The organism is uncultured Xanthomonas sp. (assembly GCF_964278005.1).
Lineage (GTDB): Bacteria > Pseudomonadota > Gammaproteobacteria > Xanthomonadales > Xanthomonadaceae > Xanthomonas_A > Xanthomonas_A sontii.
Genome location: NZ_CAXYKF010000001.1, coordinates 63,177 through 84,992, shown reverse-complemented (window position 1 = coordinate 84,992; position 21,816 = coordinate 63,177). Strand labels below are relative to the sequence as shown.

The window sequence follows — 21,816 nt, the reverse complement described above, 5'->3', positions numbered from 1 at the left end:
TGCGCTAGCGGACGCTGTACGAGGCTTCGCCCGGACCCTCATCCGCCCCTTCGGGGCACCTTCTCCCGATGGGAGAAGGGGATCCGTGGTCTTGGTGGGAGAAGGGTTGTCTACGGCGCCAGCTGCAGCGTGCTAAGGCGTTATTGCCCCTCTCCCGGCGGGAGAGGGGTTGGGGTGAGGGTGCGGAGCGACGCCCTCGCGTATCCAACTTGCGCTAGCGGACGCTGTAAGAGGCTTCGCCCGTACCCTCATCCGCCCCTTCGGGGCACCTTCTCCCGACGGGAGAAGGGGATCCATGGTCCCGGTGGGAGAAGGGGTGTCTACTGAGCCAACTGCAGCGAGCTAAGGCGTTATTGCCCCTCTCCCATCGGGAGAGGGGTTGGGGTGAGGGTACGGAGCGAAGCCCTCGCGTATCCAACTTGCGCTAGCGGACGCTGTACGAGGCTTCGCCCGTACCCTCATCCGCCCCTTCGGGGCACCTTCTCCCGACGGGAGAAGGGGATCCATGGTCCCGATGGGAGAAGGGTTGTCTACGGCGCCAGCTGCAGCGTGCTGATGCCGCCCTTGGCCACGACCGGGCCGGTGGCCACGCCGCCGGGCGCGCCGCCGGGCGGTTCCATGGTCACCGCCAGCACCGCGCCGTCGCTGAGCATGGGCATCAGCGCATCGGGGATGCGCGCCACGCGCGCCTTGGCCTCGTCGAACACACCCATCGAGCGCGCCTTGCCGTCGGCCGGGATCAGCCACAGTTCGGGCACGCGCGCACTGTCGTGGGTGCCGCCCAGCGGGGTGAGGGTGATGCTGCGCTTGTCGGCGTCCATCAGCGCCACGTAGCCGGGCTTGCCGTCGTCCTGCATCAGCGTGGAGGTCATCGCGATGCCGCTGGGCTTGGGCGTGGTGGTAGTGGCGACCGGCGGGGGCTGCGCGGCCGGCGGCGGCACCGGCGCACGTGCCAGCAGCAGCGCCAGCAGGCAGGCCGTGGCGGTGGCGAAGCCGCCGGCGCTGAGCCAGCGCCAGGTCCGCACACTGTCCCAGAACCCGGGTGCGGCGGGCCGCGGGCGCGGCGCCGGCGCATCCAGGCCCAGCGAGGCGCGGATGCGCACCCACACGCGCTCGGGCACCGCCACCGGGGCGATCTCATCGGCCAGCGGCATCAGGTGTTGCTGCCATTGCAGCACGGCCGCGGCGAATTCGCGGTCGCTGTCGATGCGTGCCTCGGCGGCGCGGCGTTCCTGCGCGTCGAGCACGCCGAGCACGTACTCGCCGGCCAGCACGTCGCGCGGCGGCGGGGTTTCCTGTGGATCGGGCACGGAGGCGTTCATCGTTCCAGGCACGCTTTCAGTTTGGCCAGGCCACGGCGGATCCAGCTCTTGACCGTGCCCAACGGCGTGCCGCTGCGCTGGGCCAGTTCTTCGTAGGTGATGCCTTCGAAGAACGCGGTGCGGATCAAGTCGCCGCGCGGCGGCTCCAGTTCGCCCATGCACACGTCCAGGCGCCGTCCCGCCACCCGCCACTCGGTATCGGCGAGCGGATCGCGGCCTTCGTCCTGCAGTTCACCGGCGTCGTCCAGCGCCACCGACTGCCGCGCCGGGGCGCGTGCGCGCAGATGGTCGATGGCCTTGTTGCGGGCGATCATGGTCAGCCAGGTCAGGCCGCGCGCGCGCTGCGGGTCGAACTGCGCCGCCTTGCGCCAGACCGAGGAAAACACTTCCTGCAGCACGTCCTCGGCTTCGCCGCGCTGCGGCACGATGCGCAGGCACACGCCGAACAGGCGCGAGGACGTGGTGCGGTACAGGCGTTCGAACGCGGCGCTGTCGCCGGTGGCGGTGGCCACCAGCAATTGTCCTGCTTCGTCGTGATCGGGCGACTCGGTCATGCCGGGAGACGGTGGCGAAGGTCGGCGCGATGCTACAGGCTTTCGCCGCGGCCGTCGCTCAGGCGCGCTGGCGTCGCCACAGGACGAGGGCGGCGAGCAGCAGGACGATCTCGAACGCGGCCAGGCCGGTCGTGGTCGGGCCCACCGGCCACAGCCGCAGCAGGCTGGCGCTGCGGTAGAGCACGATGGGCACGTAGAACGCCAGCGCCAGGAGCAGGCCGGTGCGCAACTGCCCGGTGCGGGCGAAGTAGCCGAACAGGAAGGCCATACCCAATTGCAGGCCGCCGTAGATGACCAGGTATTCGGACTGGCCGGAGCGGTCCAGGCCGACATAGCCCACCGCGGCGGCGGTCTGCGCCGGCAGCAGCGTGCACCAGACGGCCAGGAGCGCGTACAGCGCGGCGTTGAACCACAGGTAGGCCTTGGCCATGAGGTGTCCTCGTCGATGCGCGGGCGATGCGCAGGCATGGTTGTAGCGGGTGCGGCGATGGCCGGCGTGAATGCGCTGGCGGCGCGGCTCAGCGCGCGCTGCATTGCGCGACCAACGGTTGCTGCAGCGCCTGCTCCCAGGCGCCGGCATCGGCCTGGCCGCGCAGGCGTTCGGGGAATTCGATTCGCACGGTCGGGTAGCGGCCGCGCGCGTCGCGGATGTTGCCGACACCGCGGAACTCGCGCAGGCGCCGGTCCTGGCGCGTGTAGGCGACGCTGAGGTCGGGCAGCAGCGTGCCGTACCAGGCGGCCAGGCTCAGGGTGTAGCGCTGCACTTCGGCGTCGGCCGGGCCGGGAGCGATGCGGAAGTCGAGCGTGCGCAGTTCGCTGGGCAGCACGAAGGCGATGCGCTGCGGTCCGCCGCTGCCCAGGCTGTCCCAGCGCTGGCGCAGATAGGCGTCGAAACCGGCGTCGATCACCTGCGCCTCGGTGCTCTTGGGCAGCGGCGCGCGGCGTTCGGCCTGACCCTTGGCCTGACTGAACATCTCGCGCCCACTGCCGCTGCGGCGCACACCCTCGCGGTAGCCGCTGCGCGCATCGACCAGTTCGAAGTCCGGCGCGGCGCTGCCGTCGTCCACGCGCTTGCGCGCGAACGCGGCGCCGTCGTTGCACTGGTACAGCACCAGGCGCGCGCCATCCTCGCGGACCCAGTGGCTTTCGCGGTACAGCACCTGTTTGCCGTCGGCGGCATAGGCGATGCCCTCGTAGTGCAGCATCGCCCGCGCAGGCGCGGCGGCGACCAGGGCGGCGGCGCCGAGGACCAGGGCCAGCGGCAGGTGCGCTCGGATGAGCGGGAAGGCGGCGGTCGACGTCGGCATGCACGGCGCTCCGGTGGGATGACACCAGGACATACGCGGCGGGTGCCGATTCGGATGCGCAGGCCGTGGCGCTCGCGCTGCAGCGGCTGTCTCAGCGCAGGACGATGCAGTCCACCGGACAGGCCGGCAGGCACAGCGCGCAGCCGGTGCACAAGGGCGCCAGCACCGTGTGCATGTGCTTGGCGCCGCCGACGATGGCGTCCACCGGGCAGGCCTGAATGCACTTGGTGCAGCCGATGCATTCGGCCTCGACCACCCACGCCACCTGCGGCGGCGTGTGCGTGCCGCGGCTGCGATCGTAGGGCAGGGCGGGGACCCCGAGCACCCGCGCCAGGGCGCGCGCGCCGGCGTCGCCGCCGGGCGGGCAGCGGTCCACCTGCGCCGTGCCGGCGGCCATCGCCTCGGCATAGGGACGACAGCCGTCGAACCCACACTGGCCGCATTGGGTCTGCGGCAGCAGGCGATCGAGGCGTTCGAGCAGGGCGTCGTGGGCGGGCGTCATGGCAGGGGCGGCGCGCGGCAGCGCCGCGGGGACTACAGAGCGAAGAAGGTGCATCGGCGTGGTCAGCCCGCACAGTGTAACGCGGTGCCCATGTTCGCCCGACGGCGCCGCATCGGGCAGTGTCATCGGCTCAAGCGATCCGGCGCCCGCAGTACCAGCGCTCGTGCGCCAGCGCCAGCATCGGCCGATCCTCGCGACTGTCGCCGTACGCATGGATGCGCCGATAAGCGTTCAGGTCGTAATGCATGCGGATCAGCGCGGCCTTGCGAGGGCCGCAGTCGCCGTGGCGATAGCGGCCGGTCAGGCGCCCATCCTGCACTTCCAGGCGGTTGCAGATCAGGTCCAGCCCATGTTGCGTGCACCAGGGCCGCAGATACAGATCCAGCGAACCGGAGACCAGCACCACGGTGTGCCCCTGGGCCTGGTGCCAGGCGATCCGCTGCATCATGTCCGGTCGCAGCAGCGGCGGCAGCGCCTGCTGCGCATAGTGCTCGGCCTCGCGGGCGATCTCGTCTGCATCGCGGCCGGCGAACACCAGCCGGGTGACCCGCGTGCGCAACGTCGCCGCCGACACCAGGCCCAGCCGATAGCCGGCCAGCCACGGCCCGACCGCCCACCGCGCCTGCGCCTGTTGTGCCGGCGTGGCCACACGGCGCAGGAATCCCGAATAGGTATCGGCGGTGGTGACCGTGTGGTCGAAGTCGAAAAGGGCCAGGTCCATGGGAATGGGGAATGGGGAAACGGGAATCGCAAAAGCGGGTCTGGCGGCGGCTGCAGCTCTGCGATTCCCGATTCTCCTTTCCCGGCCTTACCGCACCGGCATGCCCGGCTGCGCGCCGCTATCGGCGTCGAGCAGGGCCAGGGCGCCGCCGTCGAAGCCCGCCGACAGGATCATGCCTTCGCTGAGGCCGAAGCGCATCTTGCGCGGGGCGAGGTTGGCGATGAACACCACGTTGCGGCCGACCAGCTTTTCAGGTTCGCCGTAGCTGCTGCGGATGCCGGAGAAGATCTGCCGCTTGCCCAGCTCGCCGGCGTCCAGTTCGAAGCGCAGCAGCTTGTCCGAGCCTTCGACGAACTCGCAGGCCAGCACCTTGCCGATGCGCAGGTCGAGCTTGGCGAAGTCGTCGATGCCGATGTGGCCGGGATTGGGGATTGGGGATTGGGGATTGGTGGCGGCCTTCGCTTCCTGCTTGGCGGGGGGCGCGGCAGTTGGAGTGGGGGCGAGGGTGTCCTTGGAGGCGTCGGTCATGGCGTCGAGCAGCTTGGGGTCGATACGGGTGAACAGGGGGGCGTAGGGCTGGATGGCGTGCGCCAGCAGCGGGGCGTCGAGGTCGTCCCAGGCGCCGAGCGGGGCCGACAGGAACGCCTCGGCCTCGGCGCAGGTGCGCGGCAGCACCGGCTTGAGCGCGGCGGCCAGCACCCGGAACAGGTTCAGGCCCTGCGTGCACACGGCCTGCAGTTGCGCTTCGGCGCCGTCCTGCTTGGCCAGCACCCAGGGCTTGTGTTCGTCGATGTACTTGTTGGCCTCGTCGGCCAGGGCCATGGTCTGGCGGATCGCGCTGGCCGGGTCGTTGCGCTCGTAGGCCTCGCGGATCGGCGCCAGCGCGGCGACGAAGCGCGCGTACTGCGCCGCATCCGGCAGCGCGTCGGCGAGCGTGCCGCCGAAGCGCTTGTCGATGAAGCCGGCGCAGCGGCTGGCCAGGTTGACGAACTTGCCGACCAGGTCCGCGTTGACCCGCGCCACGAAGTCGCCCAGGTTCAGGTCGAGGTCGTCGACGCCGCCGGAGGACTTGGCCGCGAAGTAGTAGCGCAGCGCTTCCGGCTCCAGGCCCACGTCCAGGTAGGTGCGGGCCATCACGAAGGTGCCGCGCGACTTGGACATCTTGGCGCCGTCGACGGTCAGGTAGCCGTTGACGTGCAGCCGGGTCGGCGCGCGGTGGCCGGTGCCGTGCAGCACCGCCGGCCAGAACAGGCCGTGGAAGTTGACGATGTCCTTGCCGATGAAGTGGTGCAGTTCGGTGGCGGTGCCGGCGGCCAGGTGCGGCTCGAAGGCTTCGCCCAGGCTCGCGCACAGGGTCTGGAAGCTGCTCAGGTAGCCGATCGGCGCGTCCAGCCACACGTAGAAATACTTGCCCGGCTGGCCGGGGATCTGGAAGCCGAAGTACGGCGCGTCGCGGGAGATGTCCCAGGCGCGCAGGCCGCCTTCGCTGTCCAGCCATTCCATCAGCTTGGCCTTGACTCCGGGCAGGGCGACGTCGCCGGCCAGCCACTGCCGCAGGAAGCCGTCGAAACGGCCGACCTCGAAGAAGAAGTGCTCCGAATCGCGCAGTTCCGGCGTGGCGCCGGAGATCACCGACTTGGGCTCCTTCAGTTCGGTCGGGGAATAAGTGGCGCCGCAGACCTCGCAGTTGTCGCCGTACTGGTCGGTGCTGCCGCAGTTCGGGCAGATGCCCTTGATGTAGCGGTCGGGCAGGAACATGCCCTTGGCCGGGTCGTAGAACTGCGCCACCGAGCGCCGCGCGATGTGGCCGCCGGCGTCGAGCTTGGCGTAGAACGCCTCGGTCAGGGCGCGGTTGGCGTCCGAGTTGGTCGAGTCGTAATGGTCGAAGGCCACGCCGAACGCGGCGAAATCGCGCTCGTGGCTGGCCTGGATGGCGGCGATGAAGCTCTCCGGGGTGACCCCGGCCTTCTCCGCGGCCAGCATGATCGGCGTGCCGTGGGTGTCGTCGGCGCACACGAACCAGGTGCGGTCGCCGCGCAGCCGCCGCGCGCGCACCCAGATGTCGGCCTGGATATAGCCGACCAGATGCCCCAGATGCAGCGGTCCGTTGGCATAGGGCAGGGCGGTGGTGACGAGAGCGGTGGTCATGGCGGCCGGCGTTTCTGGGGGCCGGGGATTATTGCATGGAGCTGGGAATGGGGAATCGGGAATGGGGAATCGCAAGAGCGCCGCCCGCGAGCTGATGACCACGAAAAAGGCGCCTTTGCAGGCGCCTTGTCGGAGTGGGGTGGGATCAGGCCGGCAGATGCCGCTTTTGCGATTCCCGATTCTCTACTCCCGATTCCCGGCTTTCGTCACTCCCTGATCCAGGTCTGCGTCCGCCCCAGCGCCTCGATGCCGATGTAGCCGCGCATCTGCAGCTTCTTGCCGCCGTCGGTGAGGGTGATCTTGGCCTTGTAGGTCTTGCCCTTGGCCGGGTCCAGCACCGAGCCGCCGTCCCACACCGCGGTGCCGTCCGGCTTGAGGCCCCACAGGATGGTCATGCCCTTGATCGGCTTGCCCTTGCGCTCGCCGTCGCACTTGTCGCACATCGGGTTGGGGCCGTGGTTGGACTGCAGGATCTCGACCACCTTGCCGCTCAGCGTGCCGTTGCCGGCCTGTTCGATCTGCACGATCGACTTGGGCTTGCCGGTTTCGTCGTCGATGGTCTGCCAGCGGCCGACCGGCGAGGTGTCGGCGGCGTGCGCCATGAATGCCGCCGCGCTCAGCGGCAGGGCCAGCATCAGGGTCTTGAAGGTCGTGCGCATGTTCCCCTCCCGAGGGATGTCCGGTGCGGCCGGCGCGATGCCGGCCTGATCCGACTGTATACCCAAGCGTATGGTGCTGGGAATCCGCACTGCGGCATGCGGTTCAGCGTGGCCGGCGGTGGGCGTTCAGCCGTGCTCGTACAGTTCCAGCGGCAGGTCGTCGGGATCGGCGAAGAAGGTGAAGCGGCGGCCGGTGTACTCGTCCACACGGATCGGTTCGACCTCCACGCCGTGCGCCTGCAGGTGCGCGACGGCGGCGTCCAGGTCGCGCACGCGCAGCGCCAGGTGGCGCAGGCCGCAGGCTTCCGGGCGGCTCGGCCGCGGCGGTGGCGCGGGGAACGAGAACAGTTCGAGCTGGCTGCCGTCGGGCAGGGCCAGGTCCAGCTTCCAGGAGTCGCGCGCATCGCGGTAGACCTCGGCGATCACCGGCAGGCCCAGGATGCGGCAATAGAAGTCCTTGGAGCGCGCGTAGTCGGAGGCGATGATCGCCACGTGGTGCAGGCCGTCCAGGGTCAGGCTCATCGGCACAGCGCCTGTCCGAATTGCAGCAGATGGCCGTCCGCATCGCGGATCGCGAATTCGCGCATGCCGTAGTCGAAGTCTTGCAACGGATAGACGATGCGCCCATGCGGATGCAGCCGCTGCCACCAGGCATCGACCTCGTCGGTGCGGAAGTACAGCGAGCAGGCGGCGCTGGCAATGGAGGTGTCGGCCTCTGTGTGGTGCGCAGCCAGCATCAGTGCCAGCGGGCCGTGCCGCAGCGACACCCAGCCCGTCGCCACTGCGCCGCCATCGAGTCGAAACGCCAGGGTTTCGGTATAGAACGCCAGTGCCGTGGTGAGGTCGGCACAGCGCAGCATCGGGGTCAGCGTCGTGAAGGTCATGCGCTGAGTCGGGGCGAGCGAAACGGGGCAATCCATGGGAGAAGCATAGCGCAGCGGTGCGGCCGCACCGCTGCGCGTGCCGTCTGCGACACTGCGCAATCCATCGCTGCGAGGCCGTGCCATGCCGCACAACCCGCTTGCCGCGCTGCTGGCCGAGGACCGGTGCCTGGTGCTCGACGGCGCGCTGGCCACCGAACTGGAGCGTCGCGGCTGCGATCTGCGCGATCCGCTTTGGTCGGCGAAGATCCTGCTGGAACAGCCGGACCTGATCCGCCAAGTGCACCAGGATTATTTCGCCGCCGGTGCGCAGTGCGCGATCACCGCCAGCTACCAGGCCACGCCGCAGGGGTATGCCGCACGCGGGATCGACCTCGTGCAAGCGCATCGCTTGATCGCACGCAGCGTCGAACTGGCGCATCAGGCACGGCAGGCGCATCTCGCGCGGCATCCGCAGGCGGGGCCGTTGCTGGTTGCCGGCTCGGTCGGTCCGTATGGCGCCTGCCTGGCCGACGGATCCGAGTACCGTGGCGACTATGCGCTGACGCCGGCGCGAATGCGCGATTTCCATCGCCCGCGCATCGCGTCCCTGGTCGCGGCCGGTGTGGAGTTGCTGGCCTGCGAAACGCAGCCGTCGCTGGCGGAAATGGCGGCCTTGCTGCAGGTGCTGGAGGAGTTTCCTGGGGTTGTCGCCTGGTTCGCTTGCACCCTGCGCGATGCCGCGCACCTCAGCGACGGCACGCCGTTGCGCGAGGTGGTGGCGTTGCTCGACGGCCATCCGCAGGTGGTCGCGCTCGGTGTCAACTGCGTCGCGCCGTCGCTGGCCACTGCGGCGTTGCGTCATCTGGCGACGCTGACGCGGTTGCCGCTGGTGGTGTATCCGAACGCGGGCGAGCGCTACGACGCCGAGCGCAAATGCTGGCAGGCCGACAGCGCCGATGCCGGCGCCCTGGTCGACCACCTCGCCGCATGGCGTGCGGCCGGCGCCCGCCTGATCGGCGGCTGCTGCCGCACCACCCCGCAGGACATCGCGCAGCTGGCGCGGCGTCTGGCATCGTCTTAGAGAGGGCGGGGCGCCTTGCACGCGACGGCGCGATGGCTTCGCCGTCGGTTTTCAGTGGGTGTCGGCGCTGATCGATCGCCTTGGCCGTTTGTGGGAGGGACTTCAGTCCCGACGCCCTTCACTACAACGCGTCGGGACTGAAGTCCCTCCCACAATGGGTTCGTGCGCGCTCATGTCCTGGTGGAACTGGCGTGCTATCCGCCTCCGTGCGGCTGCTGCTTTCCCGTAGGGGCGGCTTCAGCCGCGACCGGGCTTCACCAGGAAGGCCCCATCGCGGCTGAAGCCGCTCCTGCAGCGATCCCGCGACGCCTCAGGTCGCATGTTCCGCGGGAGGAGCGGCTTCCCGCTCACCCCTTCTTCTTGCTCGCCACCCAGCGCTCGATCTTTTCCTGCAGCACGTTCAGCGGTACCGAGCCATCCTTCAGCACTTCGGCGTGGAATTCGCGGATGTCGAACTTGTCGCCGAGTTGCGCGCGCGCGTAGTCGCGCAGCTGCAGGATCTTCATCTCGCCGATCTTGTAGGACAGCGCCTGGCCGGGAATGGCCATGTAGCGCTCGGCCTCGGCTTCGGCGTCGGTGCGGCTGGTGGCCGAGTTCTGCAGCATGTAGTCGATCACCTGCTCGCGGGTCCAGCCCTTGCTGTGCAGGCCGGTGTCCACCACCAGGCGGATCGCGCGCCACAGCTCGTTCTGCAGGTAGCCGAAATAGTTGTAGGGATCCTGGTACAGGCCCAGGTCCTTGCCCAGCGATTCGGCGTACAGGCCCCAGCCTTCGATGAAGGCGGTCTCGCCGCCGAAACGGCGGAACTTGGGCAGGTTGGTCAGCTCCTGCTGCAGGCCGAGCTGGAAGTGGTGGCCGGGAATGGCCTCGTGCAGGTACAGGTCTTCCGCATCCCAGGTCTTGCGGCTGGGCAGGTCGTAGGTGTTGACGTAGAAGATGCCGGGGCGGCCATCCTCGCTGGGACGCATGTACGAGCCGCTGGCGGCCGACTGCGCGCGGTACGGCTCCACCGGGCGGATCTCGAACGCGGCCTTGGGCTTGAGCGAGAACATGCGCGGCACCGCCGCGTCGACCCGGCCTTCCAGGCCGCGGTAGTAGCTCAGCAGCTCGTCCTCGCTCTTGAAGGTGAAGCGCTTGTCGGTCTGCATGAACTTGAAGAACTTCTGCATCGAGCCGCGGAAGCGCACCTGCTTCATCACCGCCTGGATCTGGCCCTGGATGCGCGCCACCTCGTCCAGGCCGATCTGGTGGATCTGGGCGGGGGTCAGGTCGGTTGTGGTGCTCTGGCGCACGTTCCAGGCGTACCAGGCATCGCCGCCGGGCAGGGCGCCGATGCCGGCGGTATTGCGCGTGGCCGGCAGATATTCGGTGGCGATGAAGCCGCGCAGCGCGCGGTAGGCGGGCATGATCCGGTACTCGATCATGCGCTTGTATTCGGCGGTGATGCGCTGCTTCTCGGCCTCCGGGATGTCCGCCGGCAGGTTGCGCACCGGGCCCCAGAACAGGCTCTCCTCGGCGGTGGGCTTGATGATCGCATCCAACTGCGGCAGCACCTTCTCCATCAGCGCGCGCGGCTGCACCACGCCGGCCTTCATGCCTTCGCGCATGTTGGCGATGGCCTGGTCGAACAGCGCCGGGATGCCGAGCGCGCGCCGCGACCAGTTGTCGTAATCCTTGACCGTGCGGAACGGCTGCGCGCCGGTGCCGGAGCCGAGCATCACCATGATGCTGCCGACGTTGTAGAACTGGTTCACCGGCTGCATCCAGCTGGGGTACTTCTCCGCCTCCAGCGCGTTGCGCGCGTCGCCGACGAAGATCTCGTAGCTGAGCAGGTCCTGGCCGCTGAGGCCATCCTTGCCGATCGCCTCGGCCTTGCCCAGCCACTCCACGGTGAAGTCGTGCGACTGCTGGCGGAACGCGGCCGAGAGGAAGTTCGGCAACTGGTCGTTGTAGCGGCTGTCGCCCTGGAAGGTCGCCTGCAGCGGATTGAGCTTGAGCGAGGCTTCCCAGTAGTCGTCGTACAGCCGGTTCAGCTGTTGCGCCTTGGTCAGCACCATCGGGGCCGGCGCCGGCCGCGCCTTGCGGGCCTTGCTCGCCTTGGCGCGGGTCTGCGCGGTGGTCTGCTTGGTGGTCTTCTTCTTGGCCGCGTCCGCCGGGGCCGCCAGCGACAGGCTCAGGGCGGTGGCGATGGCCAGGGACAGCAGGCGGGAAAAGCGGGGCGGCATTGCGGGCTCCAACGACAAGCGAGCGGGGAGCTTGCCCGATCCGCACCGCCGAGGCCACCCATGGCCGCTGCCTGCGGGCGCCCACCGCCCTGTCGCGGGCGGGCGCCGTGTCGCGACGGGCCAGGCGGCATCGGCGTCTGCGGCGCTGCACGACGGCCGCGCGCAAGCGCGTGCGGTGCGCTCGCGCGTGTGCCGGCGTTCAGTCGGCGGCGGCTTCCTCGCGCAGTTGTTCGGCGCGTTCGGGGGTCAGGTAATCGGTGATCAGCCGCCGCATCAGGTACAGCAACGGGATCAGCAGCACCGCCAGCAGCATCTTGCAGATGTAGTTCAGCGTGCTCACCGCCAGGAACAGCTGCATCGACCAGTGCTGCGGGCCGAGCACGAAGGCGATGTAGATCACCACGAAGCTGTCGATCAGCTGCGAGACCGCGGTGGAGCCGGTGGCGCGCAGCCACACGTGCTTCTCGCCGGTCACGTTGCGGATGCGGTGGAACACCGCCACGTCGATCAGCTGGCCGGCCATGAATGCGACCAGCGAGCCGGCGATGGTCCACATGCCCTGGCCGAACACCGCGGCGAACGCGGCCTGGTAGTCGGGCACGCCCTGGTGTTGCGCGGCGGTGACCCAGAAGCCGGCCGGGGCCAGCGCGATCGCGGCGAACGCGAACAGGAAGCCGTAGCCGATCAGCCCCACCGCCAGCCAGGAGATGAAGCGCACGCCGCGGCGGCCGAAGAACTCGTTGATGGTGTCGGTGAGGATGAACACCAGCGGCCACAGCAGGGTGCCGGCGGTGAAGTTCATCGAGCCCGTCTGCCCGAACAGGTTCCAGTTCAGCGGCGCGATGCCCAGGGTGTCTTCCAGGGCGAAGATCTTGACCCCGATGAACTCGGCCAGCGCGGCGTTGACGCAGAAGAACGCCGCCAGGGCGATGAACAGCCGGACCGCGCGATCGTCGAGCGTGCCGCGGCGCATCGGCGTCAGCGGTCCACGGTGCGGGTGAAGGGCACGCTCTCCGGCGACACCGCGCCGCCGGAGATGATGAAGCTCATGGCCTGGTCCACGCTCCAGTCGGTGGGCGTGAGCAGTTCCACCGGCACGATTTCCAGGTAGCCGGAGGTCGGGTTGGGCGTGGTCGGCACGTACACCGCGGCCAGCTCGCGGCCGGTGCCGTGTTCCTTGATCACCCGCGTGACCAGGCCCACCGACTTCATGTCCCGGTGCGGGAAGTCGATCAGCACCACGCGCTGGGTGCTGCCGGGCTGGGTCTGCAGGATGTCCACCAGCTTGCGCACGCTGTCGTAGACCACGCTGGCCAGCGGGATGCGGCGCATCACGGCCTCGAACCAGCGCAGCAGGCGCTGGCCGATCATGCGCCGGCTGAGGATGCCGACCAGCAGGATCACCGCCAGGGTGGCGATCAGGGCGATGGTGTTCTGCACCCATTGCGCGGTGACCCAGCCCAGCTCGCGCGGGAACGAGGCGGCGATGCGCACCGACAGCGGCACCACCCAGGGGCTGCTGATGCCCGAGAGCAGCACGAACACGAACTTGACCACCACCCAGGTCAGCCAGATCGGCAACAGGGTCAGCAGGCCGGTGAAGAACAGCCGTTGCAGGGACGGGCGGGGGGCGGGAGCGGAGAGATCGGGCGACATCCGCGTAGTGTAGCGGCGCGTGATGGCCGTTGGTGCGGCGCCGCATGGTCTCGTGGCGCGGCCGTGCAGCTGCGATTGGGCCGGGACCCGCCCATGCGGCCCGCCTCGCGACGCCGCGCACGCTGACGGCGCGGTCGGTATCGCAAGCGATGTGTGTCGGCCTGCGTGGAGGCGGCGCCGGCCTTGGCGAACCCGCGGGCGGCAGGCGCGCTAACGCGGCGGCTTGCGCTTGACGTACAGCTGCTTGCGCGTCCGCGCCACCACCTCGCCCTGGGCGTCGACGACGTCGGTCTCGAACCAGCGCAGATGCTTGTCGCCGCCGGCGGTGGCCGCGCGCAGTTCGTCCAGCAGGGCCTGGTCCAGGTCGAACCGCGCGCTGACCGTGCCGCGGCCCGGGCGTACGAACTCGATGCTGCCGGCCTTGTCCCAGACGTAGTAGTCGCGCCCCAGGTTCTGCATGGTCAGCAGCATCCAGAACGGATCGGTCATGGCGAACAGGCTGCCGCCGAAATGGGTGCCCACGTAGTTGCGGTTCCACGGGCGCATGCGCAGTTCGACGCGGGCGTGGCGGTAGTCCGCGCTCAGTTCGGTCACGTGGATCCCGGCGCACAGGAACGGCGGCCACAGGTTCAGGCCCAGGCGGAACAGCGATGGCTTCATTGCGCGGCAGTGGGTGGATCGGAGTGCGGCAGGGTACCAGACGCATGCGTATGGTGCTCCGGTGGCGCGTCGCTGAGCGCGTAGCCGTCGCGTCCGTCGCGCTTGACCCGGTACAGCGCCGCGTCGGCGGATTCGAAGAACGCGCGCTCCGACGTGAGCGCTGTCGCGGTGGCGCTGTGCACGCCCAGGCTGGCAGTGATGGCGACGCTGCCGTTCGGCGCGCGCAGCGACAGCCCGCGGATTTCCTCGACCAGCGCCGCGGCGATGCGGCTGGCATCGGCGGCATCGGTGGCGGGCAGGATCACGGCGAACTCGTCGCCGCCAAAGCGCGCGGCGACCTCGCGCGGATGTCGCGCATGCCGCGCCACCGCGGCGGCCACCAGCTTCAGCGCGCGGTCGCCGGTGCGATGGCCCAGGGTGTCGTTGTAGCGCTTGAAGTGATCCACATCGACGATGATCAGCGTCAGCGGCCGGCCGCTGCGCCGCGCCTCGTCCAGCGCCTGGGCGAACGCCTGTTCGAAGCCGTGGCGGTTCACCAGCCCGGTCAGGGCGTCGCGATGCGCCTGGCGGCGCCAGCGTGCCGCGTGCAGGCACAACTGACCGGCGGCGGCGATGGCCAGGGCGAGCAGGGCCGCCCCTGGCGCGAACCAGCGGCTGCCGAGCAGCAGCCACAGCAGGCTGCCGCCGGCGACCACCGCCATGCTCGCCAGCGGCACCAGCCAGCGCCGTCGGCGCCCACCGGCGCACTGCGTGCCCAGGCAGGCCAGCAGCACCAGCAGCGTGGACCCGGCCACCTGGGCAGTGCGCGACGACGGCAGGATCGGGTCGCCGCGCAACAGCATCGCCGCGACGTTGGCCTGGTATTCGGGCGCGCTCATCCAGCGCGCATCGGACATCGGCGTCATCACCCGCTGCCCCAGACCGGTGGCGGTGACGCCGACGATCGCCAGGCGTCCGCGCAGCGACTGCGGCGGAATCCGGCCCTGCACGACGTCGACGTAGGACACCTGCGCGAACGGTGCCGACGGCGCGGCGAAACGCAGGCCGACGTAGTCCGCGCGATGCCATGCATAGGGTGCGTCGGTGGTGGCCGGCGCCGGCGGCAGCGCGCGGCCGGTGAGGGCCGCGGCCAGCGCCGGCCAGTGCGCACTGCCGAGCCCGGCGCGCAGGTAGACGCCGCGCGCGATGCCGTCGGCATCGACGGCGAGGTCGGTGTGCGCCAGCGCCGCCGCGGCGGTGGCGATGGCGGGGATCGGCAGCAGCTCCTGCGGCATGTCCGCACCGCTGGCGCTGCCGATCACCGGCAGCACGGTGTGGCCATTGCGCCGCAGCGCCGCGGCCAGGCGCGCATCGTCGTCGGCATGTTGCAGGTCGGGTTCGCTGAACAGCAGATCCAGCGCCACCCGCTCGGTGCCCGCTGCGCTGAGTCGGTCCAGCAGACGCGCGTGCAGGTCGCGTCGCCATGGCCACTGGCCCAGTGCCTGCAGGCTGCGGTCGTCGATGGCGATCAGCAGCATGCGCGGATCGGCCGGACGCGGCGCCTGCGCGATTGCCGCGTCGTACAGCGCGTTGTCCAGTCGCCCGGTGACATCGCCCAGGCTCAGTGCCGCGGCCAGTGCGGCTGCGGCGAGCGCCACCAGAACGTGTCGCAACAGCGCGCCGTTCACAACGCCAGCCACAGCAGCAGCGCGCCGCCGGCCGTGCCGAGCTTGCAGTAGCGGCAGGGCAGGTCCAGCGTCTGCGGCGTCGAGAACGGCGCGGCCTCGCCGTCGGCGTCCAGGGTCTGGATGCGCACGTACCAGGTGCCGCGGCGCGGCCGCGGCAGCGCGACCTGCGGCTGGGTCACGGTGCGTTCGAGCAGGCCGCGGCGGAACGCGGGATCGCGCGCCAGCTGCACCCGGTAATGGTGCGCGCCCGGATCCGGCTGCCAGCGCAGGGTCAGCGTGCTGCGCTCGGCCTGCGCCGGCGCCAGGCCGGGATCGACCGGCGTATCGCTGAGATGCAGCGTCAGCGCCTGCCCGAACGGGCCTTGCCGGCCTTGCGCATCGCGCGAGGCGAGGCGCCAGAAGTAGGTGCCGGGCGGCAGGGGCTGTGGCGCGCGCAGATGGGTCGCGTCGGTCTCCTGCTCCAGCAGCAGGTCCTGGAACTGCGCATCGCGCGCCACTTGCAGCACGCTGCTGGTCGCCTCCGGGTTGCGGGTCCAGGCGAAGCGCGGCCGCGCGATACGCAGTTGCTGCTCGTGCAGCGGCTGCACGGTCAGCGGCGGCAGCGGCGTGGCCGAGACCTGCAGCGGCTGCTCGGCGTCCTGGCCTTCCACGCCGGTGGCGGTGACGCCACGCAGCAGCAGCCGCAGGTCGCCGGCCGGCAGCGCGTCCAGCGCCAGTGCGGTGGCCTCGGTTTCCTGGGCGAAGCGCAGCACCTCGCGTTGCTGCGCGTCCACCGCCTCGAGGCGGTAGTGGCTGGCGCCGGCCAGCGGCGCCCAGGCGAGCAGGTAGGGCGGACGCTGCAGGCGACTGTGCGCCAGGTCCAGGATCGGCGCCGGCAGCAGCGCTTCCTGCCGCGGCGCCGACCCGGTGGCGACCCGCGCCGCCTCGCCTGGCTGCAGCAGGCGCTGGCCGCCCTGGCCGGCGACGCGCACCGCGCCCTGCAGCACCTCGGTGCTGGCGAACGCGCTGTCGCTGCCGGCGCCGACCCGGAAGCGGGTGCCGCGCACGCTGCTGGTGCTGGACGGGGTCTGGATGATGTAGCGCGAGGCGGGGCCGGTGGCGGGGATGACGTCGTTGCTGGTGCGACCCTTCTCCAGTCGTACCCGGGTATCGACCATGCCGGTGGCGCCGTAGCGGACGAGCTGGTCGAAGCGCACCAGGCTGTTCTCACGCACCTGCATGCGCGAGCCGTCGGCGAACTGCACGGTCGCGCTGGCATCGGCACCGGTCTGCAGGGCGCTGCCGATCGGCAGCGGCATGCCTTGCTGCGCCGAGAGCGTCGCCCGGTCGGCGGTCTGCACGCTGATCTGTCCACGCAGGGCGACCAGCCGCGCCGGCGCCGGTTGCACGCGCAGCCAGGCGATCGGAAACCGCAGGCGCGATCCCGGCACCAGCCGCTGCGGATCGGCGACTTGGTTGTGCTGGCCCAACCGCACCCAGTCCATGCCCGGGCGCAGATACAGCCGGCCGAGATCCCAGAGCGTATCGCCGGGGCGCACCCGGTAGTGCCAGTCCTGCGCCATCGCAGTGGGGGCGAGCAGCAGGCCAATCCAGCACAGCAGGCCGACCAGTCTGCGTGCGCCTGCCCACGAGGTGCGGGTGGGCGAGGCCATGCGGCGATCGAACTGGTTCACGGCATACATCCGGCAAAAGACCAGGCCTGCGCTGCCTGCGGGGCTGCAGGCGGCGTTCGTCCCTGATCGCGGCATCCTGGGGTCAGGCCGGGTCGCGTCCGTCCGTCGCAGCGGCTGGAGACGCCGTAATCAGCCGCTGGACCTGAGATTGTAATCTTAGAACAACAGGGCGGACATCTTCCGGCGGTATTGCCCGACCAGATCCTCGTCCTCGATCACCCGGAACGCATCGATCAGCGCCTTCTTCGGCAGGCCGTCCTCGAACGCGCGGTCCTGGCGCAGCATTTCCAGGAACTGCTCCAGCGCGGCCGCGTCGTCGCCGCCGACCAGGTGGCGCACGCCCAGCAGGTAGCGCGTCTTGAGATCGGCCGGATCCTGCGCCAGCGTGGCCTGCAGGGTCTCCAGCGGCGGGGCGGCCTGCAGCGCGCCGACGAAGCCCAGTCGCGCCCGTGCCCGCACCGCGCGCTCGTCGGTGGCGAGATTGGCCGGCAATGCGTCGATCAGGGTCTCGGCCTCGGCGGCGGCGCCGACCTTGACCAGGGCCAGGGCCAGATCCAGCTTCAGTTCGTCCTTGTCCGGCTCGGCCGCCACCGCCTCGCGCAGGCGCTGCACCTCGGCCTGCGGATCCAGCGGCGCCGCCGGGACGTCCTCGGCCGGTTCCTGCGCGGCCAGCGGCACGATCCCGTGCTGGGTCAGGAACTCGCGCAACTGGCCCTCCGGCAGGGCGCCGGGGAAGCCGTCGACCAGTTGCCCGCCCTTGACCAGGAACACCGTCGGCACCGAGCGGATCTGGAACGCCGCCGCGATCTGCTGCTCCTGGTCCACGTCGACCTTGGCCAGCACGAAGCCGCCGTTGTACTCGGCCGCCAGCTTTTCCAGGATCGGGCTCAGGGTCTTGCACGGGCCGCACCAGGGCGCCCAGAAGTCCACCAGCACCGGGGTCTGCAGCGAGCGCTGCAGCACGTCGGCTTCGAAGGTCTCGGTCTTGGCGTCGAAAACGTGGGGCGTGTCGGACATGGGCAGTGTCATCGCAGGCGAGAGGACGCTCTGTATGGAGGCGTCGCGGCGCCGATGCAAGGGCGGCGGCGCCACGCCGCGCGTGCCGGCCGCGGCCGCAGCGGCGACAATGCCCGGCTGGAGGCGCCATGCCGGCGCGAAAGGACGGGAACGGATGGGCGAGGTGAGCGAACGGGTGCTGCGCTGGATCGGGCCGCTGCTGGCAGTGGCCGCGGTGGCGGCGATGCTGGGCTTCGGCGCGGTGCTGCCCGGCTATCTGCCGTGGTCGCATCCGCTGGCCCTGCTCGGCGCGCGCGGCATCCCGCACGCCTGGGCGTTCAACCTGCTGGCATTCGTGTTGCCCGGGGGCCTGGCGATGGCGCTGGCGCTGCGGCTGCTGCGCCGCGCCGGCCGCCACGCGCCCTGGTCGTTGCGCGTTGGTGGGCAGTTGCTGCTGTTGGCCGGCCTGGCTTCCGCCGGCATGGGCCTGCTGCCGCTGGATCCGACCGACCTGGACGCGCGTGCGACCCAGTTGCATGCCAGCGCCTGGTTGCTGTGGGTGGTGGCCCTGGTGGCGGCCGCGGCCCTGCTGGGGCTGGGCGCGCGCCGCGATCCGGCCGCGCGCGGCTGGGCCGCGCTGGCGTTGGCGATGGCGCTGCTGGTGACGCTGGGCGCGTTCGCGCTGGATCGGCTGCTGTCGCCGGCGCTGGCGCAGCGGCTGGTGTTCCTGCTGTGGTGGGGCTGGCTGGCGTTGCTGGCCTGGTGGCCGGGGCCAACGAGGGTCCCGCACCGCGGCTGACCCGGTCGGGCTTGCGCAGTCGGCCGTCGAGGCGGGCTGCCGCAGGACCGACGCCGGCGTGCGGCCCGGCGTCGCCAATCGCGTTGCAGCCGCGGTCCCGGCGCCTGCCAGGCGCCGCCGCGGCGTCCCGCGCCGCTGCCGCCCGTCGCCGGGATTGGAGCGGCTTGCCGCGCTACGGTACCCTTGGCCGCTTTGTTGCCGCCTGGCCCTTGCCCGTTTCCATGTCCGCCGTCGAGCCCACCGCCTACGACCCGCAGCAGGTCGAATCCTCCGCCCAGCAGTTCTGGGACGCCACCCGCGCCTTCGAGGTCGACGAGACCTCCGACAAGCCCAAGTTCTACTGCCTGTCGATGCTGCCGTACCCGTCCGGGGCGCTGCACATGGGCCACGTGCGCAACTACACCATCGGCGACGTGATCAGCCGCTACCAGCGCATGATCGGCAAGAACGTGCTGCAGCCGATGGGCTGGGACGCGTTCGGCCTGCCGGCCGAGAACGCGGCGATCAAGAACAAGACCGCGCCGGCGAAGTGGACCTACGCCAACATCGACCACATGCGCAGCCAGCTCAAGTCGCTGGGCTATGCCATCGACTGGTCGCGCGAGTTCGCCACCTGCCGGCCCGAGTACTACGTGCACGAGCAGCGCATGTTCACCCGGCTGATGCGCAAGGGCCTGGCCTACCGCCGCAACGCGGTGGTGAACTGGGACCCGATCGACCAGACCGTGCTGGCCAACGAGCAGGTCATCGACGGCCGCGGCTGGCGCTCCGGCGCGCTGGTGGAAAAGCGCGAGATCCCGCAGTGGTTCCTGCGCATCACCGACTACGCGCAGGAACTGCTGGACGGCCTGGACCAGTTGCCGGGCTGGCCGGAGTCGGTCAAGACCATGCAGCGCAACTGGATCGGCCGCTCCGAGGGCCTGGAGATCCAGTTCGACGTGCGCGACGCCGACGGCAGCGCGCTGGACCCGCTGCGCGTGTTCACCACGCGCCCGGACACGCTGATGGGCGTGACCTTCGTGTCCATCGCCAGCGAGCACCCGCTGGCGTTGCACGCGGCCAAGTCCAATCCCGAGCTGGCCGCGCTGCTGGCCGAGCTGAAGCAGGGCGGCGTCTCCGAGGCCGAACTGGAAACCCAGGAAAAGCGCGGCATGGCCACCGGCCTGACCGCGGTGCACCCGATCAGCGGCGAGCAGGTGCCGGTGTGGGTCGCCAACTTCGTGCTGATGGGCTACGGCACCGGCGCGGTGATGGCGGTGCCCGGCCACGACCAGCGCGATTTCGAATTCGCCAGCAAGTACGCCCTGCCGATCCGCCAGGTGATCGCGCTGAAGGCGCCGAAGAACGACGACGAGCGCAGCTACGACCCGAGCCGCTGGCAGGACTGGTACGGCGACAAGACCCGCGAACTGGAACTGGTCAATTCCGCCGAGTTCGACGGGCTGGACTTCCAGGGCGCGTTCGAGGCGCTGGCCGAGCGCTTCGAGCGCAAGGGCCAGGGCCAGCGCCGGGTCAACTACCGCCTGCGCGACTGGGGCGTCAGCCGCCAGCGCTACTGGGGCTGCCCGATCCCGGTGATCTATTGCCAGAGCTGCGGCGCGGTGCCGGTCCCCGAGGACCAGTTGCCGGTGCTGCTGCCGGAGAACGTGGCCCTGAGCGGCACCGGTTCGCCGCTGAAGACCGACCCGGAATGGCGCAAGACCACCTGCCCGCAGTGCGGCGCGGCGGCCGAGCGCGAGACCGACACCTTCGACACCTTCATGGAGTCGAGCTGGTACTACGCGCGCTACACCTCGCCCGGCGCCAAGGACATGGTCGACAAGCGCGGCAACTACTGGCTGCCGGTGGACCAGTACATCGGCGGCATCGAACACGCGATCCTGCACCTGATGTACTTCCGCTTCTTCCACAAGCTGCTGCGCGACGCGCGCCTGGTGGACAGCGACGAGCCGGCGACCAACCTGCTGACCCAGGGCATGGTGATCGCCGAGACCTTCTACCGGCAGAACCCGGACGGTTCCAAGGACTGGATCAACCCGGCCGACGTGGACGTGCAGCGCGACGACAAGGCGCGGGTGATCGGCGCGGTGCACCGCGGCGACGGCCAGCCGGTGCTGATCGGCGGCACCGAGAAGATGTCCAAGTCCAAGAACAACGGCGTGGATCCGCAGGCGATGGTCGGCAAGTACGGCGCCGACACGGTGCGCCTGTTCTCGATGTTCGCCGCGCCGCCGGAGCAGTCGCTGGAGTGGAACGAGGCCGGCGTGGACGGCATGGCGCGGTTCCTGCGCCGGTTGTGGGCGCAGGTGCACAAGCATGTCGCCGACGGCGCCGCGCCGGCGCTGGACCCGGCCGCGCTGAATGCCGAGCACAAGGCGCTGCGGCGCAAGACCCACGAGACCATCGGCAAGGTCGCCGACGACTACGGCCGCCGCCACAGCTTCAACACCGCCATCGCCGCGGTGATGGAGCTGACCAACGCGCTGGCCAAGTTCGACGACGCCGGCGATCAGGGTCGTGCGGTGCGCCAGGAAGCGCTGGAAGCGGCGGTGCTGCTGCTCAACCCGATCACCCCGCACGCCAGCCACGCGCTGTGGCAGGCGCTGGGCCATCCGGCGACGCTGCTGGAGGACGTGCCGTTCCCGCAGCCGGACCCGGCCGCGCTGGTACGCGACGCGGTGACTCTGGCGGTGCAGGTCAACGGCAAGCTGCGCGGCACCATCGAGGTCGGCGCCGACACCCCGCGCGAGCAGATCGAGGCGCTGGCCCAGGCCGAGCCGAATGCGGCCAAGTTCTTGGAAGGGCTGAGCATCCGCAAGATCATCATCGTCCCCGGCAAGATCGTGAATCTGGTGGCGGCGTGAGCCGGCGCGCCGCTGCGGCCGCGTCGCGGCCGTGCGGCGCGGCAGGTCTCAACCCGCGTTCACGCGACGTACGGCAGGCTAGCCGCCTGTTGCCGCGCCCAGCCGGCTCCTCCAGACTG

Annotated in this window: 20 protein-coding genes; 3 read left to right on the top strand and 17 right to left on the bottom strand. The window is 70.4% G+C overall.

The features are described 5' to 3' along the window. Window positions 1-530: 530 nt before the first annotated feature. From ACHWVH_RS00345 to ACHWVH_RS00300, 10 genes are all read right to left on the bottom strand, one after another. Entirely contained in the window at window positions 531-1,322 is a 792-nt protein-coding gene (locus ACHWVH_RS00345; protein ID WP_295926910.1) for an anti-sigma factor domain-containing protein, read from the bottom strand. Continuing rightward, window positions 1,319-1,876, bottom strand: a complete 558-nt coding sequence (locus tag ACHWVH_RS00340; RefSeq protein WP_017917756.1) for a sigma-70 family RNA polymerase sigma factor — start codon at window positions 1,874-1,876, stop codon at window positions 1,319-1,321. Before ACHWVH_RS00340 ends, ACHWVH_RS00345 begins: the two co-directional genes overlap by 4 nt. A 58-nt stretch (window positions 1,877-1,934) precedes the next feature. Beyond that, window positions 1,935-2,306: a DUF4345 domain-containing protein gene (locus tag ACHWVH_RS00335; protein ID WP_263391196.1), complete on the bottom strand. Its 372-nt coding sequence runs from the start codon at window positions 2,304-2,306 to the stop codon at window positions 1,935-1,937. An 88-nt stretch (window positions 2,307-2,394) separates the two neighbouring features. Then, window positions 2,395-3,183: a hypothetical protein gene (locus ACHWVH_RS00330; protein WP_295926908.1), complete on the bottom strand. Its 789-nt coding sequence runs from the start codon at window positions 3,181-3,183 to the stop codon at window positions 2,395-2,397. Between the two features lie 91 nt (window positions 3,184-3,274). Further along, on the bottom strand, window positions 3,275-3,739 hold the full coding sequence (gene rnfB, locus ACHWVH_RS00325; RefSeq protein WP_295927270.1) for an Rnf electron transport complex subunit RnfB: 465 nt from the start codon (window positions 3,737-3,739) through the stop codon (window positions 3,275-3,277). A 76-nt stretch (window positions 3,740-3,815) separates the two neighbouring features. Further along, window positions 3,816-4,406, bottom strand: coding sequence for an HAD family hydrolase (locus ACHWVH_RS00320; RefSeq protein ID WP_295926905.1), 591 nt, complete (start codon window positions 4,404-4,406; stop codon window positions 3,816-3,818). An 87-nt stretch (window positions 4,407-4,493) separates the two neighbouring features. Then, entirely contained in the window at window positions 4,494-6,554 is a 2,061-nt protein-coding gene (gene metG, locus ACHWVH_RS00315) for a methionine--tRNA ligase (RefSeq protein ID WP_394686445.1), read from the bottom strand. 206 nt (window positions 6,555-6,760) lie between these two features. Beyond that, window positions 6,761-7,213 carry a DUF2147 domain-containing protein gene (locus ACHWVH_RS00310; protein WP_017917751.1) on the bottom strand — a complete coding sequence of 151 codons (453 nt, stop codon included), beginning with the start codon at window positions 7,211-7,213 and terminating at the stop codon, window positions 6,761-6,763. A 126-nt stretch (window positions 7,214-7,339) separates the two neighbouring features. Then, window positions 7,340-7,729, bottom strand: coding sequence for a VOC family protein (locus tag ACHWVH_RS00305; RefSeq protein WP_295927267.1), 390 nt, complete (start codon window positions 7,727-7,729; stop codon window positions 7,340-7,342). 2 nt (window positions 7,730-7,731) lie between these two features. Further along, window positions 7,732-8,097, bottom strand: coding sequence for a VOC family protein (locus tag ACHWVH_RS00300; protein ID WP_295939477.1), 366 nt, complete (start codon window positions 8,095-8,097; stop codon window positions 7,732-7,734). A 121-nt stretch (window positions 8,098-8,218) separates the two neighbouring features. Between ACHWVH_RS00300 and mmuM the strand changes: the two genes are divergently transcribed. After that, a complete protein-coding gene (mmuM, locus tag ACHWVH_RS00295) occupies window positions 8,219-9,157 on the top strand; it encodes a homocysteine S-methyltransferase (RefSeq protein ID WP_295926895.1) in 939 nt (312 codons plus the stop codon). Between the two features lie 347 nt (window positions 9,158-9,504). Here the strand turns inward: mmuM and ACHWVH_RS00290 are convergent, their stop codons facing one another. The 7 genes from ACHWVH_RS00290 to trxA form a co-directional block, all read right to left on the bottom strand. Beyond that, window positions 9,505-11,382, bottom strand: coding sequence for a DUF885 domain-containing protein (locus ACHWVH_RS00290; protein WP_394686444.1), 1,878 nt, complete (start codon window positions 11,380-11,382; stop codon window positions 9,505-9,507). Between the two features lie 199 nt (window positions 11,383-11,581). Beyond that, window positions 11,582-12,355 carry a queuosine precursor transporter gene (locus ACHWVH_RS00285; RefSeq protein WP_152237006.1) on the bottom strand — a complete coding sequence of 258 codons (774 nt, stop codon included), beginning with the start codon at window positions 12,353-12,355 and terminating at the stop codon, window positions 11,582-11,584. Window positions 12,356-12,360: 5 nt separating this feature from the next. Then, complete coding sequence (locus ACHWVH_RS00280; RefSeq protein WP_320739330.1) at window positions 12,361-13,038, bottom strand: DUF502 domain-containing protein; 678 nt, start codon at window positions 13,036-13,038, stop codon at window positions 12,361-12,363. A 210-nt stretch (window positions 13,039-13,248) separates the two neighbouring features. Beyond that, the gene (locus ACHWVH_RS00275; protein ID WP_148827570.1) at window positions 13,249-13,698 is read right to left on the bottom strand and encodes a DUF4442 domain-containing protein; all 450 of its coding nucleotides are present in this window, start codon (window positions 13,696-13,698) and stop codon (window positions 13,249-13,251) included. Then, window positions 13,695-15,335, bottom strand: a complete 1,641-nt coding sequence (locus ACHWVH_RS00270) for a CHASE2 domain-containing protein (RefSeq protein ID WP_394686443.1) — start codon at window positions 15,333-15,335, stop codon at window positions 13,695-13,697. The genes ACHWVH_RS00275 and ACHWVH_RS00270 overlap by 4 nt, the downstream gene beginning before the upstream one ends. Window positions 15,336-15,361: 26 nt before the next feature. Continuing rightward, complete coding sequence (locus tag ACHWVH_RS00265) at window positions 15,362-17,038, bottom strand: FecR domain-containing protein (RefSeq protein WP_295926889.1); 1,677 nt, start codon at window positions 17,036-17,038, stop codon at window positions 15,362-15,364. Window positions 17,039-17,194: 156 nt separating this feature from the next. Then, the gene (trxA, locus tag ACHWVH_RS00260; protein WP_242004297.1) at window positions 17,195-18,055 is read right to left on the bottom strand and encodes a thioredoxin; all 861 of its coding nucleotides are present in this window, start codon (window positions 18,053-18,055) and stop codon (window positions 17,195-17,197) included. A gap of 154 nt (window positions 18,056-18,209) precedes the next feature. Here trxA and ACHWVH_RS00255 point away from each other — a divergent pair, with 154 nt between their 5' ends. Next, a complete protein-coding gene (locus ACHWVH_RS00255; protein WP_295926883.1) occupies window positions 18,210-18,833 on the top strand; it encodes a DUF998 domain-containing protein in 624 nt (207 codons plus the stop codon). A gap of 221 nt (window positions 18,834-19,054) precedes the next feature. Further along, window positions 19,055-21,697 carry a leucine--tRNA ligase gene (gene leuS, locus ACHWVH_RS00250; protein ID WP_152238278.1) on the top strand — a complete coding sequence of 881 codons (2,643 nt, stop codon included), beginning with the start codon at window positions 19,055-19,057 and terminating at the stop codon, window positions 21,695-21,697. Window positions 21,698-21,816 lie beyond the last annotated feature (119 nt).